21 protein-coding genes, 1 tRNA gene and 1 riboswitch are annotated in these 23030 nt (G+C 71.4%); of the genes, 5 read left to right on the top strand and 17 right to left on the bottom strand.

Features of this window, described 5'->3' with window-relative positions:
- Window positions 1-399: 399 nt before the first annotated feature.
- Window positions 400-591, top strand: a riboswitch (cyclic di-AMP (ydaO/yuaA leader).
- A 9-nt stretch (window positions 592-600) separates the two neighbouring features.
- Entirely contained in the window at window positions 601-1338 is a 738-nt protein-coding gene (locus tag KDL01_RS44720) for a LysM peptidoglycan-binding domain-containing protein (RefSeq protein WP_212530736.1), read from the top strand.
- 91 nt (window positions 1339-1429) lie between these two features.
- Here the strand turns inward: KDL01_RS44720 and KDL01_RS23460 are convergent, their stop codons facing one another.
- The 12 genes from KDL01_RS23460 to KDL01_RS23405 all read right to left on the bottom strand — a co-directional run bounded on the left by KDL01_RS23460 (window position 1430) and on the right by KDL01_RS23405 (window position 14741).
- On the bottom strand, window positions 1430-2071 hold the full coding sequence (locus tag KDL01_RS23460; protein ID WP_212530735.1) for an L-threonylcarbamoyladenylate synthase: 642 nt from the start codon (window positions 2069-2071) through the stop codon (window positions 1430-1432).
- Window positions 2072-2132: 61 nt separating this feature from the next.
- Window positions 2133-2984, bottom strand: a complete 852-nt coding sequence (prmC, locus tag KDL01_RS23455) for a peptide chain release factor N(5)-glutamine methyltransferase (protein ID WP_368861631.1) — start codon at window positions 2982-2984, stop codon at window positions 2133-2135.
- A 46-nt stretch (window positions 2985-3030) separates the two neighbouring features.
- The gene (gene prfA / locus KDL01_RS23450; protein WP_212530733.1) at window positions 3031-4104 is read right to left on the bottom strand and encodes a peptide chain release factor 1; all 1074 of its coding nucleotides are present in this window, start codon (window positions 4102-4104) and stop codon (window positions 3031-3033) included.
- 129 nt (window positions 4105-4233) lie between these two features.
- Window positions 4234-4443: a 50S ribosomal protein L31 gene (rpmE, locus tag KDL01_RS23445; RefSeq protein WP_212530732.1), complete on the bottom strand. Its 210-nt coding sequence runs from the start codon at window positions 4441-4443 to the stop codon at window positions 4234-4236.
- A 143-nt stretch (window positions 4444-4586) separates the two neighbouring features.
- Window positions 4587-6584: a transcription termination factor Rho gene (gene rho / locus KDL01_RS23440; protein WP_307846538.1), complete on the bottom strand. Its 1998-nt coding sequence runs from the start codon at window positions 6582-6584 to the stop codon at window positions 4587-4589.
- A 355-nt stretch (window positions 6585-6939) separates the two neighbouring features.
- Entirely contained in the window at window positions 6940-7908 is a 969-nt protein-coding gene (gene thrB / locus KDL01_RS23435) for a homoserine kinase (protein WP_212530737.1), read from the bottom strand.
- Between the two features lie 14 nt (window positions 7909-7922).
- Window positions 7923-9005: a threonine synthase gene (thrC, locus tag KDL01_RS23430; protein WP_212530730.1), complete on the bottom strand. Its 1083-nt coding sequence runs from the start codon at window positions 9003-9005 to the stop codon at window positions 7923-7925.
- Window positions 9006-9033: 28 nt separating this feature from the next.
- Window positions 9034-10326: a homoserine dehydrogenase gene (locus tag KDL01_RS23425; RefSeq protein ID WP_212530729.1), complete on the bottom strand. Its 1293-nt coding sequence runs from the start codon at window positions 10324-10326 to the stop codon at window positions 9034-9036.
- Window positions 10327-10438: 112 nt separating this feature from the next.
- Window positions 10439-11860: a diaminopimelate decarboxylase gene (gene lysA / locus KDL01_RS23420; RefSeq protein WP_212530728.1), complete on the bottom strand. Its 1422-nt coding sequence runs from the start codon at window positions 11858-11860 to the stop codon at window positions 10439-10441.
- Between the two features lie 46 nt (window positions 11861-11906).
- Window positions 11907-13583, bottom strand: a complete 1677-nt coding sequence (argS, locus tag KDL01_RS23415; RefSeq protein ID WP_212530727.1) for an arginine--tRNA ligase — start codon at window positions 13581-13583, stop codon at window positions 11907-11909.
- Window positions 13584-13671: 88 nt separating this feature from the next.
- The gene (locus tag KDL01_RS23410; RefSeq protein WP_212530726.1) at window positions 13672-14229 is read right to left on the bottom strand and encodes a MarR family winged helix-turn-helix transcriptional regulator; all 558 of its coding nucleotides are present in this window, start codon (window positions 14227-14229) and stop codon (window positions 13672-13674) included.
- 11 nt (window positions 14230-14240) lie between these two features.
- Window positions 14241-14741, bottom strand: a complete 501-nt coding sequence (locus KDL01_RS23405; RefSeq protein WP_212530725.1) for a response regulator — start codon at window positions 14739-14741, stop codon at window positions 14241-14243.
- Between the two features lie 72 nt (window positions 14742-14813).
- Here KDL01_RS23405 and KDL01_RS23400 point away from each other — a divergent pair.
- A tRNA-Arg gene (locus KDL01_RS23400) sits at window positions 14814-14885 on the top strand.
- Between the two features lie 111 nt (window positions 14886-14996).
- Here KDL01_RS23400 and KDL01_RS23395 read toward each other — a convergent pair.
- Complete coding sequence (locus KDL01_RS23395; RefSeq protein WP_212530724.1) at window positions 14997-15359, bottom strand: hypothetical protein; 363 nt, start codon at window positions 15357-15359, stop codon at window positions 14997-14999.
- A gap of 388 nt (window positions 15360-15747) precedes the next feature.
- Here KDL01_RS23395 and KDL01_RS23390 point away from each other — a divergent pair, with 388 nt between their 5' ends.
- The 3 genes from KDL01_RS23390 to KDL01_RS23380 all read left to right on the top strand — a co-directional run bounded on the left by KDL01_RS23390 (window position 15748) and on the right by KDL01_RS23380 (window position 19115).
- Window positions 15748-17187 carry a glycosyltransferase family 39 protein gene (locus KDL01_RS23390; protein WP_212530723.1) on the top strand — a complete coding sequence of 480 codons (1440 nt, stop codon included), beginning with the start codon at window positions 15748-15750 and terminating at the stop codon, window positions 17185-17187.
- 112 nt (window positions 17188-17299) lie between these two features.
- A complete protein-coding gene (locus KDL01_RS23385; RefSeq protein WP_212530722.1) occupies window positions 17300-18130 on the top strand; it encodes an isocitrate lyase/PEP mutase family protein in 831 nt (276 codons plus the stop codon).
- A gap of 97 nt (window positions 18131-18227) precedes the next feature.
- Window positions 18228-19115, top strand: a complete 888-nt coding sequence (locus KDL01_RS23380) for a GNAT family N-acetyltransferase (RefSeq protein WP_212530721.1) — start codon at window positions 18228-18230, stop codon at window positions 19113-19115.
- 88 nt (window positions 19116-19203) lie between these two features.
- On the opposite strand, the gene KDL01_RS23375 is transcribed toward KDL01_RS23380, so the two are convergent.
- The 4 genes from KDL01_RS23375 to KDL01_RS23360 form a co-directional block, all read right to left on the bottom strand.
- Entirely contained in the window at window positions 19204-20178 is a 975-nt protein-coding gene (locus tag KDL01_RS23375) for an acetylxylan esterase (RefSeq protein ID WP_212530720.1), read from the bottom strand.
- A gap of 62 nt (window positions 20179-20240) precedes the next feature.
- A complete protein-coding gene (locus KDL01_RS23370) occupies window positions 20241-21461 on the bottom strand; it encodes a glycosyltransferase (protein WP_212530719.1) in 1221 nt (406 codons plus the stop codon).
- Between the two features lie 357 nt (window positions 21462-21818).
- On the bottom strand, window positions 21819-22601 hold the full coding sequence (locus KDL01_RS23365; RefSeq protein ID WP_212530718.1) for a class E sortase: 783 nt from the start codon (window positions 22599-22601) through the stop codon (window positions 21819-21821).
- A gap of 196 nt (window positions 22602-22797) precedes the next feature.
- Window positions 22798-23030 (bottom strand): LPXTG cell wall anchor domain-containing protein (locus KDL01_RS23360; protein ID WP_212530717.1); only part of this gene is annotated, 233 nt, incomplete at its 5' end.

The raw sequence follows: 23030 nt of genomic DNA, 5'->3' as shown, positions 1-23030 counted from the left end.
CGGCGGGGGTGGGAGCGGCGACGGGGACCATGGGCCACGCTCCTAAAAGGAGGAAAGGGAGAGAAACCGGCAGGTGCGTGAGGGGGACTCCTCCACACTAAGCACGCCTGCACGGTCTGGCACTAGGGCAAAGGTCTCGCATCGCCGAGCGGCGGGCGCCGGGGGCTCGTCCGGCGGCGCGCGTCCGCCCGGAATGCGCCGTCACGCTCGGCATCTGAATGCTCGCAGAATCGACCGAGTGTGATTCATGAAGAGCATCCCGTGAGATTTCCGAACATTTCGAAACGCCAGGTGATGACGTACTCACATATCGTTCACGAATTTGAAATATGGGCGATAGGTGTCCTACGGTCGAAGTCGTCCAAATTTCCGGACGCGGGTCGTTAACGCCTAATCCTGCCCATCGACCCGCGAATCCAACTGAATAAAGGGCAGGAGCGGAGGACCCATTCTCGCCTGGAAGCAGCGCATTGACGCAGCTCACAGGCTCGGGGTGAATCTTCCTGGAGAGATCATTTCTCCCGGTCGTAGGGCCATTTTCTTCCGGCCCGAATCCGACAGCTCACTTCGCCGGCGTGGGAGAGAGGAAAAGACTTCAGCATGCCCAGGCACAAGCTCATCACCCCGTCTTTCACCCGACGTGCCGTCGCCACCGCCACCCTGGCCGGTGCCGCGATCGCCGTCCCGGTCATGATGGCCGGCACCGCCTCCGCCGACTCGGTCAACTGGACCGCGATCGCCAACTGCGAGTCGAGCGGCGACTGGGCCGCGAACACCGGCAACGGCTTCTACGGTGGCCTGCAGTTCTCCGAGTCCACCTGGCTCGCCTACGGCGGCGGCTCCTACGCCCAGTACGCCAACGACGCCAGCGAGGCCGACCAGATCATCGTGGCCGAGGCCGTCCTGGCCGGTCAGGGCATCGGCGCGTGGCCGGTCTGCGGCGCCTACGCCGACAGCGGCACCACCTACAGCGGCACCAACACCTCCGGCTCGACGGACAGCTCCAGCAGCTCCTCGTCCAGCTCGGACAACTCCAGCTCCTCCTCGTCCAGCTCGGACAACTCGGGCTCCTCGAGCTCCTCGAGCTCCTCGAGCTCCGACAACTCGGGTTCCTCGAGCAGCGACCAGGGCAGCACCTCGTCGAGCACGTCGAGCACCTCCAGCAGCTCGTCCTCGGACAGCTCGGGCACCTACACCGTGGTCTCCGGCGACACCCTCTCGGGCATCGCGCAGAAGGAGGGCATCTCCGACTGGCACACGCTGTACAACGACAACCTCTCCGTCGTGGGCTCCAACCCGGACCTGATCTACCCGGGCCAGGTGCTCAACCTCGGCTGAACGCCGTTGCGGTGAGCATGCGAAAGGGGGCTGCCTCCGGTGCGGTGCACCGGGGACAGCCCCTTCTCGTCGGTATGTACGGCCTCGGGCCTCAGCGGGTGAGGTTGGCCGCCACCTTCGCGATCTCCTCGAAGGTGAGCGCGCCCTCGCGCAGCAGCCGCGGCGCGTCGCCGGTCAGGTCCACGATCGTGGACGGCACCGCGTCGACGGTCTGGCCGCCGTCGAGGTAGACGTCCACCAGGGTGCCGAGCTGGTCCTGCGCCTCGGACGCGGTCACCGGCGCAGCCTGGCCGACCTTGTTTGCCGAGGTCACCCCGAGCGGGCCGGTCGCGGTCAGCAGCTCGATGGCGACCGGGTGCAGCGGCATCCGCAGCGCGACCGTGCCGCGCGCGTCGCCGATGTCCCACTGCAGCGAGGGCTGGTGGCGGGCCACGATGGTCAGCGCGCCCGGCCAGAACGCGTCGACCAGGTCCCAGCCGTTCTCCGGGAACCGGGAGACCAGCCCGTGCAGCGTGCTCGGGGCGCCCACCATCACCGGCACCGGCATCTCCCGGCCGCGGCCCTTGGCCGCGAGGAGCTTGGCGATCCCGGGGCTGGAGAACGCGTCGGCCGCGATCCCGTAGACGGTATCGGTCGGCAGCACGATCAGGTCGCCCCGGCGGATCGTCGCGCCGGCCTCGCGCAGTCCGGTCGCGCGCTGGTCCGGGTCGGCGCAGTCGTAGCGGCGGCTCACGGTCTCTCAGCCCTCCATCGATTGGTCGTCGCGGCGCTCTGACGCCCCGCGGATGCCGATCCTACGGCCGTTGTCCGTCCTTGCGGGCGGTGAAGAAGCGGGGACGGCCGGTCAGGTCACGGTGATCGCCCGCCTCCACCCAGCCGTACTCCTCCAGGAAGATCCGCTGCACCGAGCCGCCCTGCTGGTCCGAGTGCTCCACGGCCAGCCAGCGGCCGGGCCGCAGCAGCCGGTGCGCGGTGCGCTCGAGCGCGCGGATCATGTCGAGGCCGTCCGCGCCGGAGAACAGGGCGAGTTCGGGGTCGTAGTCGCGCGCCTCAGGGGCCACATACTCCCACTCTGTCAGCGGGATGTACGGCGGGTTCGAGATCACCAGGTCCACCTGGCCGTTGAGCTCGGGCAGGGCCGTGCGCGCGTCCGCCTGATGCAGCGTCACCCGGCTGCCCTCGACGTTGCGCCGGGTCCATTCGATCGCATCGTCGGACAGTTCCACCGCGTGCACCTGGGCGCGCGGCACCTCCTGCGCTATGGCCAGCGCGATGGCGCCGGAGCCTGAGCACAGGTCGACGATGAGGGGTTCGGCGATGTCGAGTTCGCGCAGCCGGTCGATCGCCCAGCCGACCATGACCTCGGTCTCCGGCCGCGGCACGAACACGCCGGGGCCCACGGCCAGCTCCAGGTAGCGGAAGTAGGCGCGGCCGGTGATGTGCTGGAGCGGCTCGCGGTTCTCGCGCCGGGCCACCGCCTCCCAGTAGCGCGCGTCGAAGTCGCGGTCCGGCACGGTGTGCAGGCGGCCGCGGGTGACGCCGTGGATCCACCCGGCCAGTTCCTCCGCGTCCGCGCGTGGAGAGTCCACCCCGGCCTCGGCCAGCCGGGCGGCCGCGAGTGCGATCTCCGACAACAGCAGGTTCAGGCCCGGCGCCGTTGCCGGGGTCTCGGCGGGGGTGGTCATCGGCTACTCAATCCCCCTGCCCAGCCAGCTTCGCGGCGAGGTCGGCGTCCACGCAGGACTGGATCACCGCGTCGAGATCCCCGTCGAGCACCTGGTCGAGGTTGTAGGACTTGAATCCGGTGCGGTGGTCCGAGAGCCGGTTCTCGGGGAAGTTGTAGGTGCGGATGCGCTCGGACCTGTCCATCGTGCGGATCTGGCTCTTGCGCACGTCCGAGGCCTCCTTCTCGGCCTCCTCCTGGGCGAACGCGAGCAGTCGCGCACGCAGGATCCGCATCGCGGACTCCTTGTTCTGCAGCTGCGACTTCTCGTTCTGGCAGGAGACGACCACGCCGGTGGGCAGGTGCGTGATGCGCACCGCGGAGTCGGTGGTGTTGACCGACTGCCCGCCCGGGCCGGAGGAGCGGAACACGTCGATGCGCAGGTCGTTCTGGTTGATCTCCACCTCGACCTCCTCGGCCTCCGGCAGCACGAGCACGCCGGCGGCGGAGGTGTGGATGCGGCCCTGCGACTCGGTGACCGGCACGCGCTGCACCCGGTGCACGCCGCCCTCGTACTTCAGCCGCGCCCAGACGCCCTCGCCGGGCTGCGGCGTGCCACGCCACTTCACCGCGAGGGAGACGTCCTTGTAGCCGCCGAGGTCGGAGTCGGTGGACTCGATCAGCTCGATCTTCCAGCCCTGGCGCTCGGCGAAGCGCAGGTACATGCGCAGCAGGTCGCCCGCGAACAGCATCGACTCCTGGCCGCCCTCACCCGCCTTGATCTCGAGGATGACGTCCTTCTCGTCGTTCGGGTCGCGGGGGATCAGCAGCGCCTGCAGCTTCGCCTCCAGCTCCCCGCGCCGCGCCTGAAGTGCGGGCAGCTCCTCGGCGAAGGACGGGTCCTCCGCGGCCAGTTCCCGCGCGGCCTCGATGTCCAGCGCGTTGGCCTGGTGGGACTTGTAGGCCTCCGCGATCGGAGTCAGCTCGGCGTAGCGCTTGCCGAGCTTGCGGGCCAGGACCTGGTCGGTGTGGACCGCGGGGTCGGCCAGGCGCGTCTCGAGCTCCCCGTACTCGACGAGCAGTTCCTCAATCGCCTCGAACACCTTGGTTCCTACATCCTTCGGTCATCCGGCCAGCAGGTCAGCGGATCAACGGGTCAGCGGCACAGGGCCGCACATGCGAGACGGCGCCAGCCTGCGGGAGCATCCCGCACGCTGGCGCCGTCCGACGCGCTACTTCTTCTTACCGAAGCGCGCTTCGAACTTGGCGACCCGGCCGCCGGTGTCGAGGATGCGCTGCTTGCCCGTGTAGAACGGGTGGCACTGCGAGCAGGTGTCCGAGCTGATCTTGCCGCTGGCCACGGTCGAACGCGTGGTGAACGAGTTGCCGCAGGCGCAGGTCACAGTCGTGGCCACGTACTCCGGGTGGATACCGGGCTTCATAGGTGCTCCTAGTTTCTCGGGGCCGCCGGGTCGCTGCGCGGGAGTGCGCTACGGGAACCGGGACCGACGTACCATCCTACAACGGTGGAAGGCCGGGTATTCCCGCCCTTCCACCGTGGCAGTGAGGGTGCGTATGGGGGGGATTACTCTCCGCCGCCGGGCGCGGTCTTCTGGATCGTCATGAGGAACTCCGCGTTGGACTTGGACTTCTTCATACGGTCCAGCAGAAGCTCCATCGCCTGCTGCTGGTCGAGTGCGTGCAGCACCCGGCGCAGCTTCCAGATGATGGCGAGCTCCTCGGCACCCAGCAGGATCTCCTCCTTGCGGGTACCGGACTGGTCGACGTCCACGGCCGGGAAGATGCGCTTGTCGGCCAGCCGGCGGTCCAGCTTGAGCTCCAGGTTACCGGTGCCCTTGAACTCCTCGAAGATGACCTCGTCGGCCTTCGAGCCGGTCTCCACCAGCGCGGTGGCCAGGATGGTCAGCGAGCCGCCGTTCTCGATGTTGCGCGCGGCGCCGAAGAAGCGCTTCGGCGGGTAGAGCGCGGTCGAGTCGACACCGCCGGACATGATGCGGCCGGAGGCGGGCGCGGACAGGTTGTACGCGCGGCCCAGGCGGGTCATCGAGTCGAGCAGCACGACCACGTCCTGGCCCAGCTCGACCAGGCGCTTGGCCCGCTCGATGGCGAGCTCGGCGACGATCGTGTGGTCCTCGGCCGGACGGTCGAAGGTGGAGGCGATGACCTCACCCTTGACCGAGCGCTGCATGTCGGTGACCTCTTCCGGCCGCTCGTCCACGAGCACGACCATGAGGTGCACTTCAGGGTTGTTCGTGGTGATCGCGTTGGCGATCGCCTGCAGCACCATGGTCTTGCCCGCCTTCGGCGGGGAGACGATCAGACCGCGCTGGCCCTTGCCGATCGGCGCGACCAGGTCGATGATCCGGGTGCTCAGCTTGGCCGACTCGGTCTCCAGGCGCAGCCGCTCCTGCGGGTACAGGGGGGTGAGCTTGTTGAAGTCGGGGCGCTGGGCCACCTGGTCGGGCGCGAGGCCGTTGAGGGAGTCCAGGCGCACCAGGGCGTTGAACTTCTCCCGGCGCTCGCCCTCGCGCGGCTGGCGCACGGAGCCCACGATCGCGTCGCCCTTGCGCAGGCCGTAGCGGCGCACCTGGGCGAGCGAGACGTAGACGTCGTTCGGCCCGGGCATGTAGCCGGTGGTGCGCACGAACGCGTAGCTGTCGAGCACGTCCAGGATGCCCGCGATCGGGATCAGCACGTCGTCCTCGGCGAACTGCGGCTCGGGCACCTGGTTGACGCCCTCGAAGCCGTCGCGGCCGCGCCGGCCTCGGCCGCGCTCGCGGAACCGGTTGCCCCGGTCGTCGTTCTGCACGCTGTCGCGGTTGCCGTCGCGGCCGCCGCTCTGCTGCTGGCCGCCCCGGCGCTCGCGCTCGGGGGCACGCTCGCCACCACGCTCGGACTGGCCGCCGCGGTCTCCGCGCTCGCGCTCACGCTCGCCGCCGCGCTCGGACTGGCCGTCACGGCCGCGGCGGCGCTCACGCTCACGCTCGCGGCGGGACAGGCGCTGGCCGTCGGCGCCGTTCTGCTCGCCGCCCGCGGCCGGAGCCTTGTCCTTGTCCTGGGTCTGCGGCTGCTGCGCCTGGGCCGGCGCGCTCTGCACGACCGGAGCCTCGGCCACGGCCACCGCGGAGGCCGCCTGCTGGCGGGACCGGCGCGAGGGCGGAGCCTGGGCCTCGGTGCGCTCCTCGGCCGCGGGCGCCGACGCGTTCTGCGCGGCGGGGGCCTCGGCGGCCGGACGGGTCTGCTCCGGGATGCGCTGCTGCGGGGCCGAGGCGCGACGGCCCCGGGTGCGCTCACGCGGGGCGGACTCCGTGGAGCCCGCCTCCTGCGGCTCGGCGGACTCGCCGCCCTTGCCGCCGCGGGAAGGCTGCTCCCGCTCCGACTGCACACCGCCGCCGTGCTGCTCGATCGCCTCGATCAGCGCGCTCTTGGGCATCCGGGTCGCGCCCTTGATACCGAGCTCGGAGGCCTTGAGCCGAAGCTCGGGCAGCAGCAGTCCGGCCAGGCCGGGACCGCCGCCGGTGGATCGGCGGCGTGCGGTGGTCAGTTCGGTGGTTTCGCTCACGAAGGGTCCTTCCCTGGAGCGGGCACCGCGCGGCATGAGCCGATGCGGCGACCGGTCGTGCCCTCGGCCTGCGCCGCGAAGCGGACGGAGCCGAGGACCATGGGTTTCGAGGCCTGGCCGTCGACGGGGGTGTCGGCACGGGCGACGTAGCGCGCCGCGCGCGGAACGACCGCGACGGGACTGCCAGGAGGAGGGGGCAACGGAGTTCTACTGCGCGGTGGGAGCGGTGACTGTCATGCGAATTCCAGCCCGCGTACCGCCGCGAACACCGGTTGCGACACCCAGACTAACACTTTCTCGCCATTGTGGCATTCCCCACCTTCCGTGCCCCCGGCGTTTCGCCGGTGCTGCCCACTCACCTGTCCCGCTGACCGGCCCGGACTCCGTCGACGACCACCCCGCGGGCGGCGACCGGGAGCACCGCGGCGACAAAGGGCGTACCCACCGCCGGGTTTCCGCTGCGAGCATACTCCGACGCCCGGAGCGCGGCCGCTCCTGCCACGCCGAAGGCCAGCACGGACGGCCCCGCGCCGGAGACCACGGCCGGATGCCCGGCCGCGCGCAGCCGCCCGATCAGCGCCGCGCTCGGTTCCATCGCGGGCGCGCGGTAATCCTGGTGCAGCCGGTCGGCCGTGCCCGCGTACAGCAGTTCCCTACGACGCTCGGGATCGAGCTGCGCGGAGGTGAGCGCGAGCGCCAGCAGACCCGCGCGCCCGGCGTTGAACGCCGCGTCCGCGTGCGGGACCTCCTTGGGCAGCAGGCCCCTGGCCACGTGCGTGGAGAGCGGGGTGGAGGGGACGAACACGATCGCTGAGACGCTCTCGTCCGGCTCCGAGCGCAGCACGTCCACCTGGCCGTCGGCGTCCATCCAGGCGGTGGTGAATCCGCCCACGAGGCAGGGCGCGACGTTGTCCGGATGGCCCTCGAGCTCGGTGGCGAGGTCGAGCGCGCCGTACGCGTCCATCCGCAGTTCGCCGTCGGCCACCACGGCCCGCGCGCCCATCACCCCGGCGCAGATCGCGGCCGAGGAGGAGCCGAGGCCGCGCCCGTGCGGGATCCGGTTGACGCAGTGCACCCGCAGCCCGGGCGGCTGCACGCCGAGCCGGTCGAACGCCTCTCGCAGGGACCTGACGACCAGGTGTGTATCGTCCAAGGGCACTGATCCGGCGCCCTCGCCCTCGACCGTGACCTCGAGCCCCGCGGGGATCACCTCGACGGTGACCTCGTCGCGCAGTTCGAGGGCGAGTCCGAACGCGTCGAAACCCGGGCCGAGGTTGGCGCTGGTGGCCGGCGGCCGGACGGTGACCGGACCGGGGGCGAACATACCGTGCACCGGGCTCACGCCAGCCCCAGCACCCCGGCCGCGGAGACGACGTCGCAGGCCACCTTGGGCGGCTGCGGCGCGCCGTTGATGGCCCAGTCCGCGTCCTTGAGCCCGTTGCCGGTGACGGTCACGGTGATCCGCTGCCCGCGCTCGAGCCGGCCCTCCTGCGCCAGCTTGAGCAGTCCGGCCACGCCCGCCGCGCTGGCCGGCTCCACGAACACGCCCTCCTGCGAGGACAGCAGCCGGTAGGCGGACAGGATCTGACGGTCGGTCACCGCCTCGATCAGGCCGCCGGACTCCTCGCGCGCGGCGATGGCCAGATCCCAGGACGCCGGGTTGCCGATGCGGATCGCGGTGGCGATGGTCTGCGGGTGGCTGACCGGCCCGCCGGAGACGAACGGGGCCGCCCCCGCGGCCTGGAAGCCGAACATCCGCGGCCGGCGGGTGGCGATCCTGTCGCGCGCGTATTCCGAGTAGCCCATCCAGTAGGCGGAGATGTTGCCCGCGTTGCCCACCGGCAGCACGTGCACGTCCGGCGCGTCGCCGAGCTCGTCCACGATCTCGAACGCGGCCGTCTTCTGGCCGGCCAGCCGGTCCGGGTTGATCGAGTTGACCACGGCCACCGGGTAGTTCTCACCGAGCTCGCGCACCATGGTGAGGCAGTCGTCGAAGTTGCCCGCGACCTGGAGGATCTTCGCGCCGTGGGCCAGCGCCTGGCTGAGCTTGCCCATGGCGATCTTGCCGTCCGGGATCAGCACCGCGCACATCATCCCGGCGCGCACCGCGTACGCGGCCGCCGAGGCGCTGGTGTTGCCGGTGGACCCGCAGATCACGGCCTTGGCCCCGGCCTCCGCGGCCTTGGAGATGGCCATGGTCATGCCGCGGTCCTTGAAAGAACCCGTCGGGTTCATCCCCTCGACCTTGAGGTGCACCTCGCAGCCGGTCAGCTCGGACACGGTCGGGGCGAACACCAGCGGCGTACCGCCCTCGCCGAGCGTGATCACGGGCGTTTCGGCCGAGACCGGGAGCCGGTCCCGGTACTCCTCGATCAGTCCGCGCCAGTGGCGCCCGACGCGCTGAGCCGCCTGGACCGTCATGCTCGCTCTCCTGTCGAACCGGGGATTCTCATTCGCCTTCGACCCGCATCACCGACGCCACCGCGCGCACCGTCGGCAGCGCCCGCAGCCGCTCCACGGTCCCGCTCAGGGCGGCGTCCGTGGCCACGTGGGTGGCCACCACCAGCCGGGCGTCCTCGCCGCGGCCGGACTGGCGCACGGTCTGGATGGAGACGTCCTGCTGCGCGAAGATCAGCGCGACCTGCGCGAGCACGCCCGCCTTGTCGTCCACGTCGAGGGAGATGTGGTACCGGGTGCGCGCCTCGCCCATCGCGCTCACGCGCAGGTCGGCGTACGCGGACACGGCCGGGGCCCGCCCGCCGTTGACCTTGTTGCGGCACACCGCGACCAGGTCACCGAGCACCGCGCTCGCGGTCGGGGTGCCGCCGGCGCCGGGACCGTAGAACATCAGCCGGCCGGCCGCCTCGGACTCCACGAACACGGCGTTGTAGGCCTCGCGCACCCCGGCCAGCGGGTGCGTGCGCGGGAGCATCGCCGGGTGGACCCGGGCGGTGACCGACTCGCGGGCCTCGTCCACCTCGCAGATCGCCAGCAGCTTGACCACCGAGCCCATCTCCCGGGCCGAGGCCACGTCGGAGGCGCTGACCTGGGTGATGCCCTCGCGGTAGACGTCCGCGGCGGTGACCTTGGTGTGGAAGGCGAGCGAGGCGAGGATCGCGGCCTTGGCGGCGGCGTCGAAGCCCTCCACGTCCGCGGTCGGGTCGGCCTCGGCGTAGCCCAGCTCGGTGGCCTCGTCCAGCGCCTCGTCGAAGCCGGCGCCGGTGCTGTCCATCCGGTCCAGGATGAAGTTGGTGGTGCCGTTGACGATGCCGAGCACCCGCTTGACCTTGTCCCCCACCAGGGACTCGCGCAGCGGGCGCAGCAGCGGGATGGCCCCGGCCACGGCGGCCTCGTAGTAGAGGTCCACGCCGTGCTTCTCGGCCGCCGCGTGCAGCTGCGCGCCGTGCTCGGCCAGCAGGGCCTTGTTCGCGGTCACGATGCTCGCGCCGTTCTCCATCGCGGCCAGGATCAGGCTGCGGGCCGGCTCGATGCCGCCGATGACCTCGACGACGACGTCCACGTCCGGCCGGGACACCAGCTCGTGCGCGTCGCTGGTGAAAAGGGCCGGGTCCACCGGCAGGTCGCGGGCGCGGCCGAGGCGGCGCACCGCGATCCCGGCCAGCTCCACCCGGGCGCCTATCCGCGCGCCCAGGTCGTCCGCGGTCGTCGTCATGAGCCGGGCCACCTCGGAGCCGACGACCCCGCAGCCCAACAACGCCACCTTGAGTGGGCGCTCGCTCATGATCCGAAACCTCTCGTGTCCAGCCGGTGTCTGCCTAGTCTCACCCCTCGGTCGGGGGGACGTCCCCTACCGTCCAGTGGGTGAGACTGGATATGAGATAACTCTAGGCGCGTTAACCGAGATCCAAGGCGAGCAGGTCGTCCTCGGTCTCCCGGCGCACCAGCACCCGCTCCGCGCCGTCGAGCACGGCGAGCACCGGCGGACGCAGGGCGTGGTTGTAGTTCGAGGACATCGAGCGGCAGTACGCGCCGGTCGCGGCCACCGCGAGCAGGTCGCCGGGCCGCACGTCGGCGGGCAGCCAGGCGTCCTTGACCACGATGTCCCCGGCCTCGCAGTGCTTGCCGACCACGCGCGCGAGCATCGGCTCGGCCTCGGAGGTACGCGAGGCGAGCACGCAGGTGTAGGCGGCGTCGTAGAGCGCGGTGCGGATGTTGTCGCTCATCCCGCCGTCCACCGACACGTAGGTGCGCAGCCCCTCGAGCGGCTTGACCGTGCCGACCTCGTAGAGCGTGACCCCGGGCGGCCCGGAGATGGCCCGGCCGGGCTCCACCGTGATCTGCGGGGTGGGCAGCGAGTAGCCGAAGCACTCGCGGGCCACGATCGCCTTGAGCGCGGCCACGATGCTGAACGCGTCCTGCGGGTCGTCCTCGCTGGTGTAGGCGATGCCGAGGCCGCCGCCGAGGTCGAGCTCGGGCAGCACCAGGCCGTGCTCGTCGCGGATCGCGGCCAGCAGCCCGACCGCCCGGTGCGCGGCCGTCTCGAAGCCGGCCGTGTCGAAGATCTGCGAGCCGATGTGCGAGTGCAGCCCGACCAGCTCCAGCGGCGGCGTCTTCCCGCCGGCCCGGAACTTCAGCACGTGCCGCACCGCCTCGGCCGCCTCGCCGCCGGCCAGCGAGAAGCCGAACTTCTGGTCCTCGTGCGCGGTGGCGATGAACTCGTGCGTGTGCGCCTCGACCCCGACCGTGACCCGGACCATGACCGCGGCCGTGGTCTCGCGCTCGATCGCGGCGGCGGCCAGCCGGTCGATCTCCTCGTGCGAGTCGAGCACGAAGCGGCCCACCCCGGCGTCCAGCGCCCGGCCGAGCTCGGCGACGGTCTTGTTGTTGCCGTGGAAGGTGATCCGGTGCGCCGGGAACGCGGCGGCCAGCGCCACCGCGAGCTCGCCGCCGGAGCACACGTCCAGGCCCAGACCCTCCTCGGCCGCCCAGCGCGCGACCGCCTTGGACAGGAAGGACTTGCCGGCGTAGTGCACCGGCGGCTCCTGCGGGTCGTAGCTGCCGAACGCGGCCAGCCACGTACGGGCCCTGCGACGCCAGTCCGCCTCGTCGAGCACGTAGGCGGGCGTGCCCTGACGCCGCGCCAGCTCGGCCACGCCGAGCCCGCCGAGCGTCAGCTGCCCCTCCTCGTCGCGCGCCGCCGTGATCGGCCAGACCTTCGGGTCGAGCGCGTTCAGGTCGGCGGGCGGGGCGCTGACCCCGCCGGCGGTCAGGACGTCGGCGTAACGCGGTCCGGCCGGATGCGCGGCTCGGCTCATCGATCTCCCCCTCGGGACTCGGTGCGGGCTGTCGCGGTTCGCGGGCTCACATGCGCTCGGGCGCGGAGACGCCCAGCAGGCTCAGGCCGTTGGCGAGCACCGTCTGCGTCGCCTCGGCCAGCCACATCCGGGCCCGGGTCAGCCCGATCGGCAGCTCAAGGTCGCCCTTCGGCAGGATCTGGCACTCGGCGTAGAAGCGGTGGAAGTCGCCCGCCAGGTCCTCGAGGTAGCGCGCGACCTGGTGCGCCTCACGCAGCTCGCCGGCCTTGGCGATCACCCGCGGGAACTCGCCGAGCTTGCCGAGCAGCTCGTTCTCCTTCACGTGGGTCAGCAGCGAGGGGTCGAAGTCCTCCGGCGCGCCCTTGTCGATGCCCAGCTGCGCGGCCTTCGCCTTGACCGAGCACATCCGCGCGTGCGCGTACTGGATGTAGTAGACCGGGTTGTCGGTGGCCTGCTTGGTGAGCAGGTCGATGTCCAGGGTGATGTTGGAGTCGGTCGACTGCCGCACCAGGGCGTAGCGCGCCGCGTCCACGCCGATCCAGTCCACCACGTCGTCGATCGTGATGATGTTGCCGGCCCGCTTGGACATGCGGACCTCTTCGCCGTCCTTGAGCATCTTCACGAACTGCCCGATCAGGACCTCGATGTCCTTGTTCGGATCCGATCCGGCGCACGCGACGATGGCCTTGAGCCGGCCCACGTACCCGTGGTGGTCCGCGCCGAGCAGGTAGATCGCGGGCGAGAAGCCGCGGTCGCGCTTGTTCAGGAAGTAGGCGGCGTCCGAGGCGAAGTAGGTCGTCTCGCCGTTCGAGCGCACCAGCACCCGGTCCCGGTCGTCGCCGAAGTCGGTGGTGCGCAGCCAGACCGCGCCGTCCTGGTCGAACACGTGCCCCTGCTCGCGCAGCCGGTCCATGGCCTGGGCCACCGCGCCGGAGTCGTGCAGGGACTGCTCGGAGAACCAGACGTCGAAGTGCGTGCCGAAGTCCTCGGTGGACTGCCTGATCTGATCGGTCATCAGCCGCAGGCCGGTGGTGCGGAAGACGGACAGCTGCTCGTCCTCGGGCAGGGTGAGCACGCCCGGGTTCAGCTGCAGGATCTGCGCGGCGATCTCGCCGATGTACTCCCCGACGTACCCGTCCTCCGGCACCGGCCGGCCGTGCGCGGCGGCGTGCAGCGAGGCGGCGAACTTGTCGATCTGGGTGCCGGCGTCGTTGATGTAGTACTCGGAGACGACCTCGGCCCCGCTCGCGCGCAGGATCCGGGCCAGCGAGTCGCCCACCGCGGCCCAGCGCACGCCGCCGATGTGGATCGGTCCGGTGGGGTTGGCCGAGATGAACTCGAGGTTGATCCGCGTTCCGGCGAAGGTGTCGGTGTGCCCGTAGGCGGTCCCGGCCTGGACGACGGTGCGGGCCAGCTCGCCCTGCACCGCGGCGTCGAAGGTGATGTTCAGGAAGCCGGGGCCGGCCATCTCCGCGCTCTTGATCCCCGCCGTCTGCCCGAGGCGGATCGCGAGCAGCGCGGCCACGTCGCGCGGCGCGAGCCCGGCGGGCTTGGCCAGGCGCAGGGCCACGTTGGTGGCGTAGTCGCCGTGCTCGCGGTTCTTCGGCCGCTCGACCGTGACCTCCAGCGAAGCCAGGACGTCGGCGGGCAGGACAAGCTCCCCGGCGTCCACGCTGGCGCGGATCGCGGAGAGGACGGTGGCGGAGAGTTCTGCGGGGGTCACGTGGTCAAGGCTACGGGACCACGCGGGTCCGGCCCCAATCCGCCCGGCCTGCGGACGCGGAGCCCGTGCGAGGCACGGGCAAGACCCGTCAGCGCCCGCCGTGCCGCCCGCCGTGTCGTCCGCCGCCACCTCGGCGCGGCGGCAGCGGCTCCTCGCCCGCGTCCAGCACCTCGAGGATCCGGCGCAGCTCGCCCTGCTCGGCCGGCCCGAGCTTGGCGAACAGCTGCTCCGCGGCCTCGGCCCGCATCCGCCCGACCCGGCTGAGCACGTCCTGCCCGGCGTCGGTGAGCACCACGATGGTGGCGCGCCGGTCGGTCGGGTCGTTCTGCCGGGCCACGAACCCGGCCGACTCGAGCGTGTCCACCATGGAGGTGATCGAGCGGGGCACCACCTCGAGCGCCTGAGCCAGGTCCGCCATCCGCGGCCGCTCGTAGCGCGAGATCACCCGCAGCGCCCTGGCCTGTGCCTCGGTCAACCCGAACTGGTCGTACGAGGGCGCCGAGCGCCGCCGGATGCGGTGCGCGGTGCGCAGGTAGAGCTCGGCCAGGCTCGGCTCCGCCCCGGCCGTCTTCGCCGTGTCGCACGCCGTCTCGCGCGCCGTGTCCGTGGGCGCACCTGCGGATTCAAGGTCGGACGCTAGGGTCATGGTCACACAGTCTATTTGTAGGAAGTGTCGGGAAGGCGGGCTCCGGCGGAAAAAGCTGAAGCTCGACTGAAGACTACCTTCCGGACCGTACGGACCAGCTCCTGCGGATCGAACGGTTTGGTCAAGTAGGCCTGTACTCCCAGTTCCCGCCCCCGGGCCAGATCGCTCTCCTGCGCGCACGCGGTCACCATGACCACCGGCAGCTCCCGCGTCGCCGCCGCCCCGCGCAGCCGTGCCAGCGTGGCGAACCCGTCCAGCCGCGGCATCACCACGTCCAGCGTGATCGCATCCGGCTTGATCGCGTCCGGCGCGAGCGAGCCGAGCTGCTCGAGGCAGTCCTGCCCGTCCTCGGCCAGGAACACCTCGAAGCCCTCGAGCTCCAGATTCACCGCGATCAGCTGCCGGATGACCTCGCTGTCGTCCACCACGAGCACCCGCGGCGACCGCGGTCGGCCGGAGGGATCACGCAGCTCACAGGCGGTTTCCGGGGAGAACTCAGGTGCGTCGGCCACATCTGACACGGTACCGCCGGGAAAACCGGTGCGCTGGTCGTTCCGGGGAACTGGTACAGTTCTTGCGTTGCCGCCCCCGTAGCTCAGGGGATAGAGCACCGCCCTCCGGAGGCGGTGGCGTAGGTTCGAATCCTACCGGGGGCACACTCGATATAGCAGGCACTTGAGGCCCTTCACCGCGGTGAGGGGCCTTTTGCATGTCCGAGCCATGCCTCGGTCATGTCCCGGTGTTTCCTGCCCCGGCCATGTCCCGATCTAGGAAATCGGCGGGAGCGGCTGGTAGCCGATCATCTTGTCCGGTGGGCATCCCGGCACGGCACACGCGGGGTAGGCGACGTACCAGGCTTGAGCCGGCTGGGCACGGGCCCACGTCTCGACCTCGTCGTAGGTGCCTTCCCCTTCGAAGTAGACGATGCCGTGCCGCGCGCCGGCCGAATCCGGTTCGGGATAGTCGTCGGCCCAGTTGGCAGACCAGTTCCCATGACGGTCGCAGTACATGAACACGGCTCCGTGTCCCGGGCGGGGAAGCCCGGGCCGCGCGGCCCGAGTCTGGCCGAGGGGCTGCGGGCCCGCGTCATACCGGCGGATCGGCTCGTTCTGCACAGGTTCCACGCTCACTGCCGAACGCAGGCAGGTCAAGCGTCAGAAGCCTGACGAGGTATGGGCGCGGCCGTCCGGCTGCGGCCTCGCTGTTTTCCCGCAGCGCGTCGGCGCCATCGGTTAGCGTGGAGGCCGCTGACGCATCGTGCGGGAAATCCCGAGTTCGCCGTCCGCCCCTACTCCTCGCTACTGGACGACTGCGTACGGATACTCGGCGAGAATCACCGCCCCACCGCCACAGTCAGGCAGAATCTGGAAGGCTCTCTTGCCGAGAGGCGAAGACGACTCGACCCACGGTGACCTCATATGTCGCATTTCCGAAGGTCGGGCGCGTTCTCAACTTTAGTTAAGCCACAAGCCCTACGTTAGGGCGGTCCATGCTCGCTGCGAAGGCAGATACTGACTGATGACGGCTAACGTACTTCACGAGGACCGGACCGAGCAGCCGGAGCCGCCGTCTCCCGACGCGCACGGCGGCCGGACGATCGCGGGTGAGCCGCTGCGGCGGTTCCTGCTGGTGGCGCTGGGTCTGGCGGCCGTGGCGATGACCATGGTGTTCATCGCGGTGGCGCGCGCGCCGCAGTTGTCGATCACCGACGAGGGGCCGCACGCCGACTACGCGTACCGCGCGTCCACGCTGCAGATGCCGGCGAAGGGCACGCTGATCGCGCCGGAGATCCGCTACGAGTGGTACTGCCACGATCTTTCCGGCACGACCGGGAAGTCCGACTGCACCGGGTACACCTCCTCGTTCAAGGCGGGGCAGCAGGACTACACCTTCGACGACCCGCCGCTCTACTACACGACGACGGGGCTGCTGGCCCGGGCCATCAGCGTGGTCGTTCCGGGCTCGCACCACTTCATCACCATAGGCCGCGCCATCGGGGCGATCTGGCTGTTCCTCGCGATGATGGTGTTCTACCTGGCGCTGCGGCGCTTCCGGGCCGCCTGGCAGTACGCGGCGGCGGGGGCGGTGTTCCTGCCCCTCGTGCCGGGAGTGCTGGCCTCGTGCACCCAGATCACCAGCGACGCGCCGGCCGCGCTGTGCGGGGCCGCGGCACTGTACGTGCTGGCGCGCTACCTGATCGACAAGAAGACCGGCTGGGTGCTGCCGCTGGTGGTCACCGTGCTCTCCAGCGCCACCAAGACGCTCAACGGCATGCCCATACTGATCGTCGCGGCGGTGCTCGGCTTCGTCGCGATCGTCGCGGCGCGCAAGCGGGACTGGACGGCGGTCCGGCGCGCGGCGCTGGTCGCCGGGGTGATCGTCGCCTCCTTCGGCGCGGTCTACCTCGCCTGGACGCACTGGCAGGCTGGACGCGGCGTGGCGAACTGGGTGAACCCGAACAAGGCGAACGGTCAGGCGCTGACCGGCTCCAAGGCCGGGGACATGCTGAGCAACCTGTTCAACACCTTCCAGCACCTGGCCACGATGTACCAGCTGCAGCCGCAGATCAACGGCGAGACCGTGGTGATCTGGGCGACGCTGCTGACGGTGCTGTTCTGCGCCGCGCCGCTCATGCTGATGACCGCGAGCAAGTCCTACTCCTGGGGCTGGCTGCTCGGCCTGGCCACGTTCGTCGGGGTCAGCGCGATAGCGATCGTGGTGGAACTGCAGGTCTTCGCGGCCAACCACGAGTACTTCGTGATGGTCTCGGCCCGCTACGCGCTCGCCTTCATCCCGTGGGTGGTGGCCTGTCTCGCGGTGGTGGCGAGCCGGCGCAGACTGCTGCGGACCTCGACCGGCTTCGTCGCGATCGGCTTCGCGGTGATGATCCTGGCCGAGCTGGGGCTGTTCACCCTCGGCCCGGCGCTGATCAGCAACACGACGCTGCTGGTGGGTTAGCCTCCTGCCCGCTCGACCGCACGAGAACGATCCGACGCCCTGGCCGGGAACCTCCGGCCAGGGCGTCGGTTTTCCGCTGGCCCGGGACGCGGGCGAGCGATCTAATGCAGCCATGACTCAGCACGACGAAGCCCTGCGCTTCCACGCCCTGCACGTGCCCGGTGCCCCGCTCGCCCTCGCCAACGCGTGGGACGTCGCCAGCGCCCGGATCGTCGCGGCCACCGGCGCCTCGGCCGTGGCCACCACCAGTGCCGGAGTGGCCTGGGGACTCGGCGCCGCGGACGGCGACCACCTGGCCCGCGATCCGATGCTGGACCTGGTGCGGCGGGTGGCCGCGGCGGTGGACGTGCCGGTGAGCGCCGACATCGAGAGCGGCTTCGGCGCGACCGCGGCGCAGGTCGGCGAGACCGTCGGCCTGGTGCTCGCGGCCGGGGCCGTGGGCGTGAACATCGAGGACTCGCGGCGCGACGGGACGGCCACGCTGCGGTCGGTGGACGAGCAGGCCGAGCGGCTGGCCGCGGCCCGCGCCGCCGCGGATCTGGCCGGGATCCCGCTGTACCTCAACGCGCGGGTGGACGTGTTCCTGTCCCGGATCGGACCGGAGTCCGGCCGTCTCGACGAGACCCTGGCGCGCGCTGCGGCCTACCTGGACGCGGGGGCCAGCGGCGTGTTCGTGCCCGGGGTCTGCGCGCCGGAGCTGATCGCCGCGCTGACGGCCGGGATCGACGCGCCGGTCAATGTCCTGGTGCAGCCGGGCACCCCGAGCGTGGCCGAACTCGCCCGGCTCGGCGTGGCCCGGGTCAGCCTGGGCTCGGCGGTGGCGGAGGCGGCGTACGGGCTGGTGCAGCGGGCGGCCCGGGAACTGGCGCAGTCGGGTACGTACACGTCGGTGGCGCGGGCGATCGACTTCGGTGAACTCAATGAGCTGATGCTGAAGCCCTGAGCGGAGCCGGTCGAGGGCGACGGCGACGGAACACGACCCCGCGCGGCCCGACGGATTTTCAGCTGCGCCCGCCCGCGCCGCCGGGGAGAATGGCGCCATGTCCGAGACCAGCGACACCTGGATCATCGCGGACGGCGTGGAGGGGTTCGGCGACACGGCGGTCCCGCACCTGACCCTCGAACCGGCCGCGAACACCCTGCTGCTGACCGTGTTCGAGCGGCTGCGGGCGCACGGGCCGCACGCGTTCGGCGACGCGGACCCGCAGTTCGCACTCTGGCACGGCCCGGACGGCCGGCCGGGTGGCGCCCTGCTGCGCACCCCGCCCTTCGGCTACGTGCTCTCGCACATCCCGGCCGAGGCGGCGCGCGCGCTCGTGGATCTGTTGCTGGACCCGGCGAAGGGGCTGGACGGACGGCAGATCAACCTGCCCGACACCGTCGTCGAGCCCTTCACCGCGGCGTGGATCGCCCGCACCGGCAGGACTCCGCGGATCGGCGAGCGCAATCGGCTCTACCGGCTCGAGGAGTTCATCCCGCCGGATCCGGCGCCGGCCGGCCGGGTCAGACGGGCCGACCTGCTCGACGTGCCGCTGGTCGCGCGGTTCGTGGAGGAGTTCTGGACCGAGGTGCAAGATCCGCCGCCGGCCGGGGTCCAGGCCGAGCCGCGGCGGGTGGCCAGGGCACGCATCGAGGAGGGCGCGTTCTGGCTCTGGTGCGACGAGACGGACCGGCCGGTCTCCCTGGCCGGGCACGCGCCGATCGTGGCCGGGGCCGGACGGATCGGGCCGGTCTACACGCCGAAGGACGCCCGCGGCCGGGGCTACGCGGGCGCCGTCACCGCGACCGTCGCCCGGGTGCTGCGTGAGGCCGGGGCGCAGGAGGTGCTGCTGTTCACCGACTTGGCCAACCCCACCAGCAACGCGCTCTACCAGCGGATCGGCTTCCGCCCGGTGAGCGACCGGATCCGGCTGGAACTGGACGAGTGACGAGTGAGCGCCGCCGCGGGCGCCGCCGCGACGACCCCCGCTCCCGTTCACGCAGAGCCCTGATGTACCGCCGGGACTAGGGCCTGTCCTAGACGCCCAGCACCTTGCGCACGAACTCGAGCTGCTTGGGGGCGTTGAACGCTCCGCCGCCCTCGTGCCCGTTGTACGGGTAGACCGTGATCTGCTTCGGGCCCGCGTAGTGGTTGTACGAGGCGAAGACCGTGGACGGCGGGCAGATGTCGTCCATCAGCGCCACCGTGTAGAGCGCGGGCGCGTTGGCCCGGGCGGCGAAGTTGACGCCGTCGAAGTACGCCAGGGTGGCGAAGACCTGCTCGACCCGGTCGCGCTGGGTGGCCAGGAACGCCGCGATCTCCTTGTACGGGTAGCCGTCGGTGATCTCGGTGGCCCGGCGGAACAGCTGCAGGAACGGCACGTCGGCGATCACGCCGGCCAGGTCGGGCACCAGGCCCGCCACGGCCAGGGATATCCCGCCGCCCTGGCTGCCGCCGGCGGTGACGATCCGCTCGGCGTCCACCAGCGGGTGCTCGCGCACGGCCTGCACCGCGCGCACGGCGTCGGTGAACAGGCGCCGGTAGTAGTACGTCTCCGGGGACTGGATGCCGCGGGTCATGTAGCCGTTGATGCTCGGCCCGGCCCCGTCCGCGCCGTCGTCCGGAGTCTCCCCGACGCGCCAGCCGCCGCCCTGGCCGCGGGTGTCCATCAGGAAGTGGGCATAACCGGCGTTGGCCCAGAACAGCTGCTCGTGGGCCAGGCCCCGGCCGCCGCCGTAGCCGCAGAACTCGACGATGCACGGCAGCGGGCCCTCGGCCTGCGCCGGACGCACCAGCCAGCCCTTGACCGGCTGGCCGCCGTAGCCGGCGAAGTTGACGTCCTCCACGTGCACCAGCCGCAGCCCGGTGTCCACCGGCTCGAAGCTCGCCGCGATCGGGTGGGTGTTCGCGGCGGCGAGCGTCTCCGTCCAGAACTGGTCGAAGTCCTCGGGTTCGGGGCGCTGCGGGCGGTACTCGCGCAGCTCATCCAGACTCAGGTCGATCAATGCCATGGATCGGACAGTAACATCGAATCACGCCTTCGACGACGGTCCCGGCCCAGGCCGGGCGGGGATCAGGGGGTCTCGACCGCGGACTCGGCCAGGGGCCCGGGCTCGAGGGTGATCGCGGCCCGGCCGTCCCGGCGGTAGAACAGCCGGTCGGTCACCACGAAGCGCACCGCGGAGGCCGCGAGCAGTGTGACGCCGGTGGACCAGACGGGTCCCAGGCCCACCACCCGCACCAGGAACGACAGCAGCGGGATGCGCCCGACGAGGTCGAAGTTGGCCAGTACGGCGAAGCGGCCGAGCCGCCAGGCCCAGTGGCCGCTGCGGCGGTGGTGGAAGAGCAGCAGGTCGATCAGCAGAAAGTTCCACAGCATCGCGGCCTGGTTGGCCAGGACCGCCGCGGCCACGTAGCCGACGCCGCTCCAGCGCACCAGGGCCCAGGTGGCGAGGAGGTTGGGGATCAGGCCGGAGGCGCCGATGAGGCCGAAGGCGACCATCCGGGCCCGGGTGCCGGAGGCGCGCAGCACGGTCAGGTGGCGCAGGAAGCGCAGCCCCTCGGCCATTCCGGCGTGCGAGGCGCCGCCGTGGCGGGGCTGGAAGCGGTAGGGCAGTTCGGCCACGGTGCTGGGACGGGTGCGCACGGCCAGTTCCAGCAAGATCTTGTAGCCGTCGGGCTGGAGCTGCGCGGACTCCCACAGGTCCCGGCGGACCGCGAACAGCCCGCTCATCGGGTCGGTGATGCCGGCCAGCACGCGCGGGAAGGTCAGCCGCACCAGCCGTGTGCACGCGGCCGATACCAGGGCCCTGATCGGGTGGCTGAACCCCTCGTCGCGATGCCCGTCCAGGTACCGCGAGCCCACCACGAGCTGCGCGTCGCAGCGTTCTCCCTCGGCCACCAGCGCCGGGGCGAGCCGGGGCGGGTGCTGCAGGTCGGCGTCCATGACCACGCACCAGGGCGTCTCGGCTATCGCAAGGCCTGCGGCCACGGCCCCGCCGAGCCCGCCGGTGGGCGCCTCCCGGTGCAGCACCGCGACCTCGAGGCCGCTGGCCGGTGCCAGTTCCCTGATCAGGGTGTCGGTGCCGTCGCTGGAGTCGTCCACGAACAGTAGCCGGGCCAGCGGCAGGCCCTCGAGCGCCTCGGCGAGCCCGGACAACAGGGCCTCGACGTTCTCGGCCTCGTTGTAGCTGGGGATCAGCACCGTGAACGGGACGCTCGGTCTGGCCGTGGGCGCGGCCTCGCCCCGCGTGACGGCGGGCGAGACGCCCGCACGTCGCATGGTGGCGCTCATGGATACCTCCGGGAAGGAGTCGGCGGACGCTGCGGGCCTCGTCGCCCGTCGCGGCTGCGACACGTTAGCAGAAGCCGGATGAACTCCTGCCCCGTCGCGGCACGCGCATGCGCAGGAGTACGGCAGTGGCTCACCCCAGGCCCCCCTCGGCCGTGGCCCACCCGGCTCGGACCGGCGGACACCAGACCAACGGTAGGTCAAGGAAAGGCAAGATTTCCACCCATGAGCGCCCGTGCGCCCCGGCGCGGCCACACCCTCGCGCGGCCCTTCAAGGCGGGTGCGTGCCCTGACGTCAGGACTCGATCAACGCCCGTGCCGCGTCCGGGAATCGCGCCGAGCGGAGGCGGGCCGACCGGATCACGGGGCGCCCTGGGCCAGTCCGGCCGGGACCGTGCCGCGCGGCGTCGTCTCCACCAGCGTTCCCCACCAGACCAGGCGGTGGCTGTCTACGTACATGGGCGTACAGGTGGTCATGGTCAGATAGCGGCCGGGCGCGGTGTAGCCGGATCCGACCGGGATCGGATCGAGGACCGAGACGTCGTCGATCGGCACCGAGGCGGCCTCCCGGTCGAGCCGGTAGACGTACCAGCCGTAGAGGGTCTGGACGTACACCCGGTCGCCCGGACGCAGCTGGTCGAGGTCGCGGAAGATCATGCCGTGCCCGTCGCGGTGTCCGGCCACCGCGAAATTTCCACGGGCGTCCCAGGGCATCGCCGTCGCCGGGCTCGAATAGTGGCCGACCGCGCCGGTGTTGAGCACCTGCTCGCGCTCGGTGCCCTGGGTCAGCAGCGCCCGCCAGCCCGAGCCGAGCGCGGGGATGTAGAGGAAGCCGAACGAGGTGCCGTCGGTCAGCGAGTCCGAGGGCGCGGCGGACGGGGCGGACGCCGAGGAGAGCGTGTGCTGGAAGGCCTCGGAGGCGGCCCGGTTCTCCATGCCCGCGCTCACGTTGGTCCACCACAGCAGGTAGAGGAGGTAGAGCCCGCACAGCAGGCCGATGGTGAGCACGAGCTCGCCGACCAGGTCCAGCGCCCGCCCGGCCGGGCCGGCGGTGCGGCGCCGGCGGGTGGGGGGCTCACCGGCGCCGTCCCCGCGGCCGTCCCCGCCGCCGCGGAAGTCGAGGACGGGCTGCGACCGTGACACGGCGTCACCTCCGGCAGGGCGATACCGCCGGCGCCGCCCGCGGTACGAACGGGGCGATCGTATGACCGCGCGGACGCGCCGAAGGGCGGTTCCGGGTGAGAACCGCCCTTCAGAGTGACATCGCACCGGAATCAGCCGGGGTCGGCTTGGTGCGGGCAGGGGTGGACGACTCGGTCGCCACCGACGTTCAGAGCGTCTACCGCTCCTCGCGGCGACGGGCGGCCAGACGCAGGCCGAGGCCCGCGATCAGCGCCGCGCCGGCCACACCGAGCGCGACATCGACATCGGCACCGGTGTGCGCCAGGCCGGGGGGCGGGGTGTGCGGACCGGTCCACATGCTCGGGGTGGTGCTGGGCGTGACCGGAGGCGTGGTCGAGGGCGGGAGCGACGCGGTGACCGGAGTGATCGGGTGCGTGGACGGCGGGCACG

This window comes from Actinospica durhamensis (assembly GCF_018139695.1).
Classification (GTDB): Bacteria; Actinomycetota; Actinomycetes; order Streptomycetales; family Catenulisporaceae; genus Actinospica; species Actinospica durhamensis.
The sequence above is the reverse complement of the archived record's forward strand: the minus strand, read 5'-3'. Positions and strand labels throughout refer to the sequence as shown.

Excerpts from the sequence above, each read along its gene's own strand:
- thrB (WP_212530737.1), bottom strand. The coding sequence starts at position 7,908 with ATGTTCGCCCCCGGTCCGGTCACCGTCCGGCCGCCGGCCACCAGCGCC.
- rpmE (WP_212530732.1), bottom strand. The coding sequence starts at position 4,443 with ATGAAGCCCGGTATCCACCCGGAGTACGTGGCCACGACTGTGACCTGC.
- KDL01_RS23370 (WP_212530719.1), bottom strand. The coding sequence starts at position 21,461 with ATGAGCGCCACCATGCGACGTGCGGGCGTCTCGCCCGCCGTCACGCGG.
- lysA (WP_212530728.1), bottom strand. The coding sequence starts at position 11,860 with ATGAGCCGAGCCGCGCATCCGGCCGGACCGCGTTACGCCGACGTCCTG.
- KDL01_RS23385 (WP_212530722.1), top strand. The coding sequence starts at position 17,300 with ATGACTCAGCACGACGAAGCCCTGCGCTTCCACGCCCTGCACGTGCCC.
- KDL01_RS23380 (WP_212530721.1), top strand. The coding sequence starts at position 18,228 with ATGTCCGAGACCAGCGACACCTGGATCATCGCGGACGGCGTGGAGGGG.
- KDL01_RS23410 (WP_212530726.1), bottom strand. The coding sequence starts at position 14,229 with ATGACCCTAGCGTCCGACCTTGAATCCGCAGGTGCGCCCACGGACACG.
- KDL01_RS23375 (WP_212530720.1), bottom strand. The coding sequence starts at position 20,178 with ATGGCATTGATCGACCTGAGTCTGGATGAGCTGCGCGAGTACCGCCCG.
- KDL01_RS44720 (WP_212530736.1), top strand. The coding sequence starts at position 601 with ATGCCCAGGCACAAGCTCATCACCCCGTCTTTCACCCGACGTGCCGTC.
- thrC (WP_212530730.1), bottom strand. The coding sequence starts at position 9,005 with ATGACGGTCCAGGCGGCTCAGCGCGTCGGGCGCCACTGGCGCGGACTG.
- KDL01_RS23425 (WP_212530729.1), bottom strand. The coding sequence starts at position 10,326 with ATGAGCGAGCGCCCACTCAAGGTGGCGTTGTTGGGCTGCGGGGTCGTC.
- KDL01_RS23390 (WP_212530723.1), top strand. The coding sequence starts at position 15,748 with ATGACGGCTAACGTACTTCACGAGGACCGGACCGAGCAGCCGGAGCCG.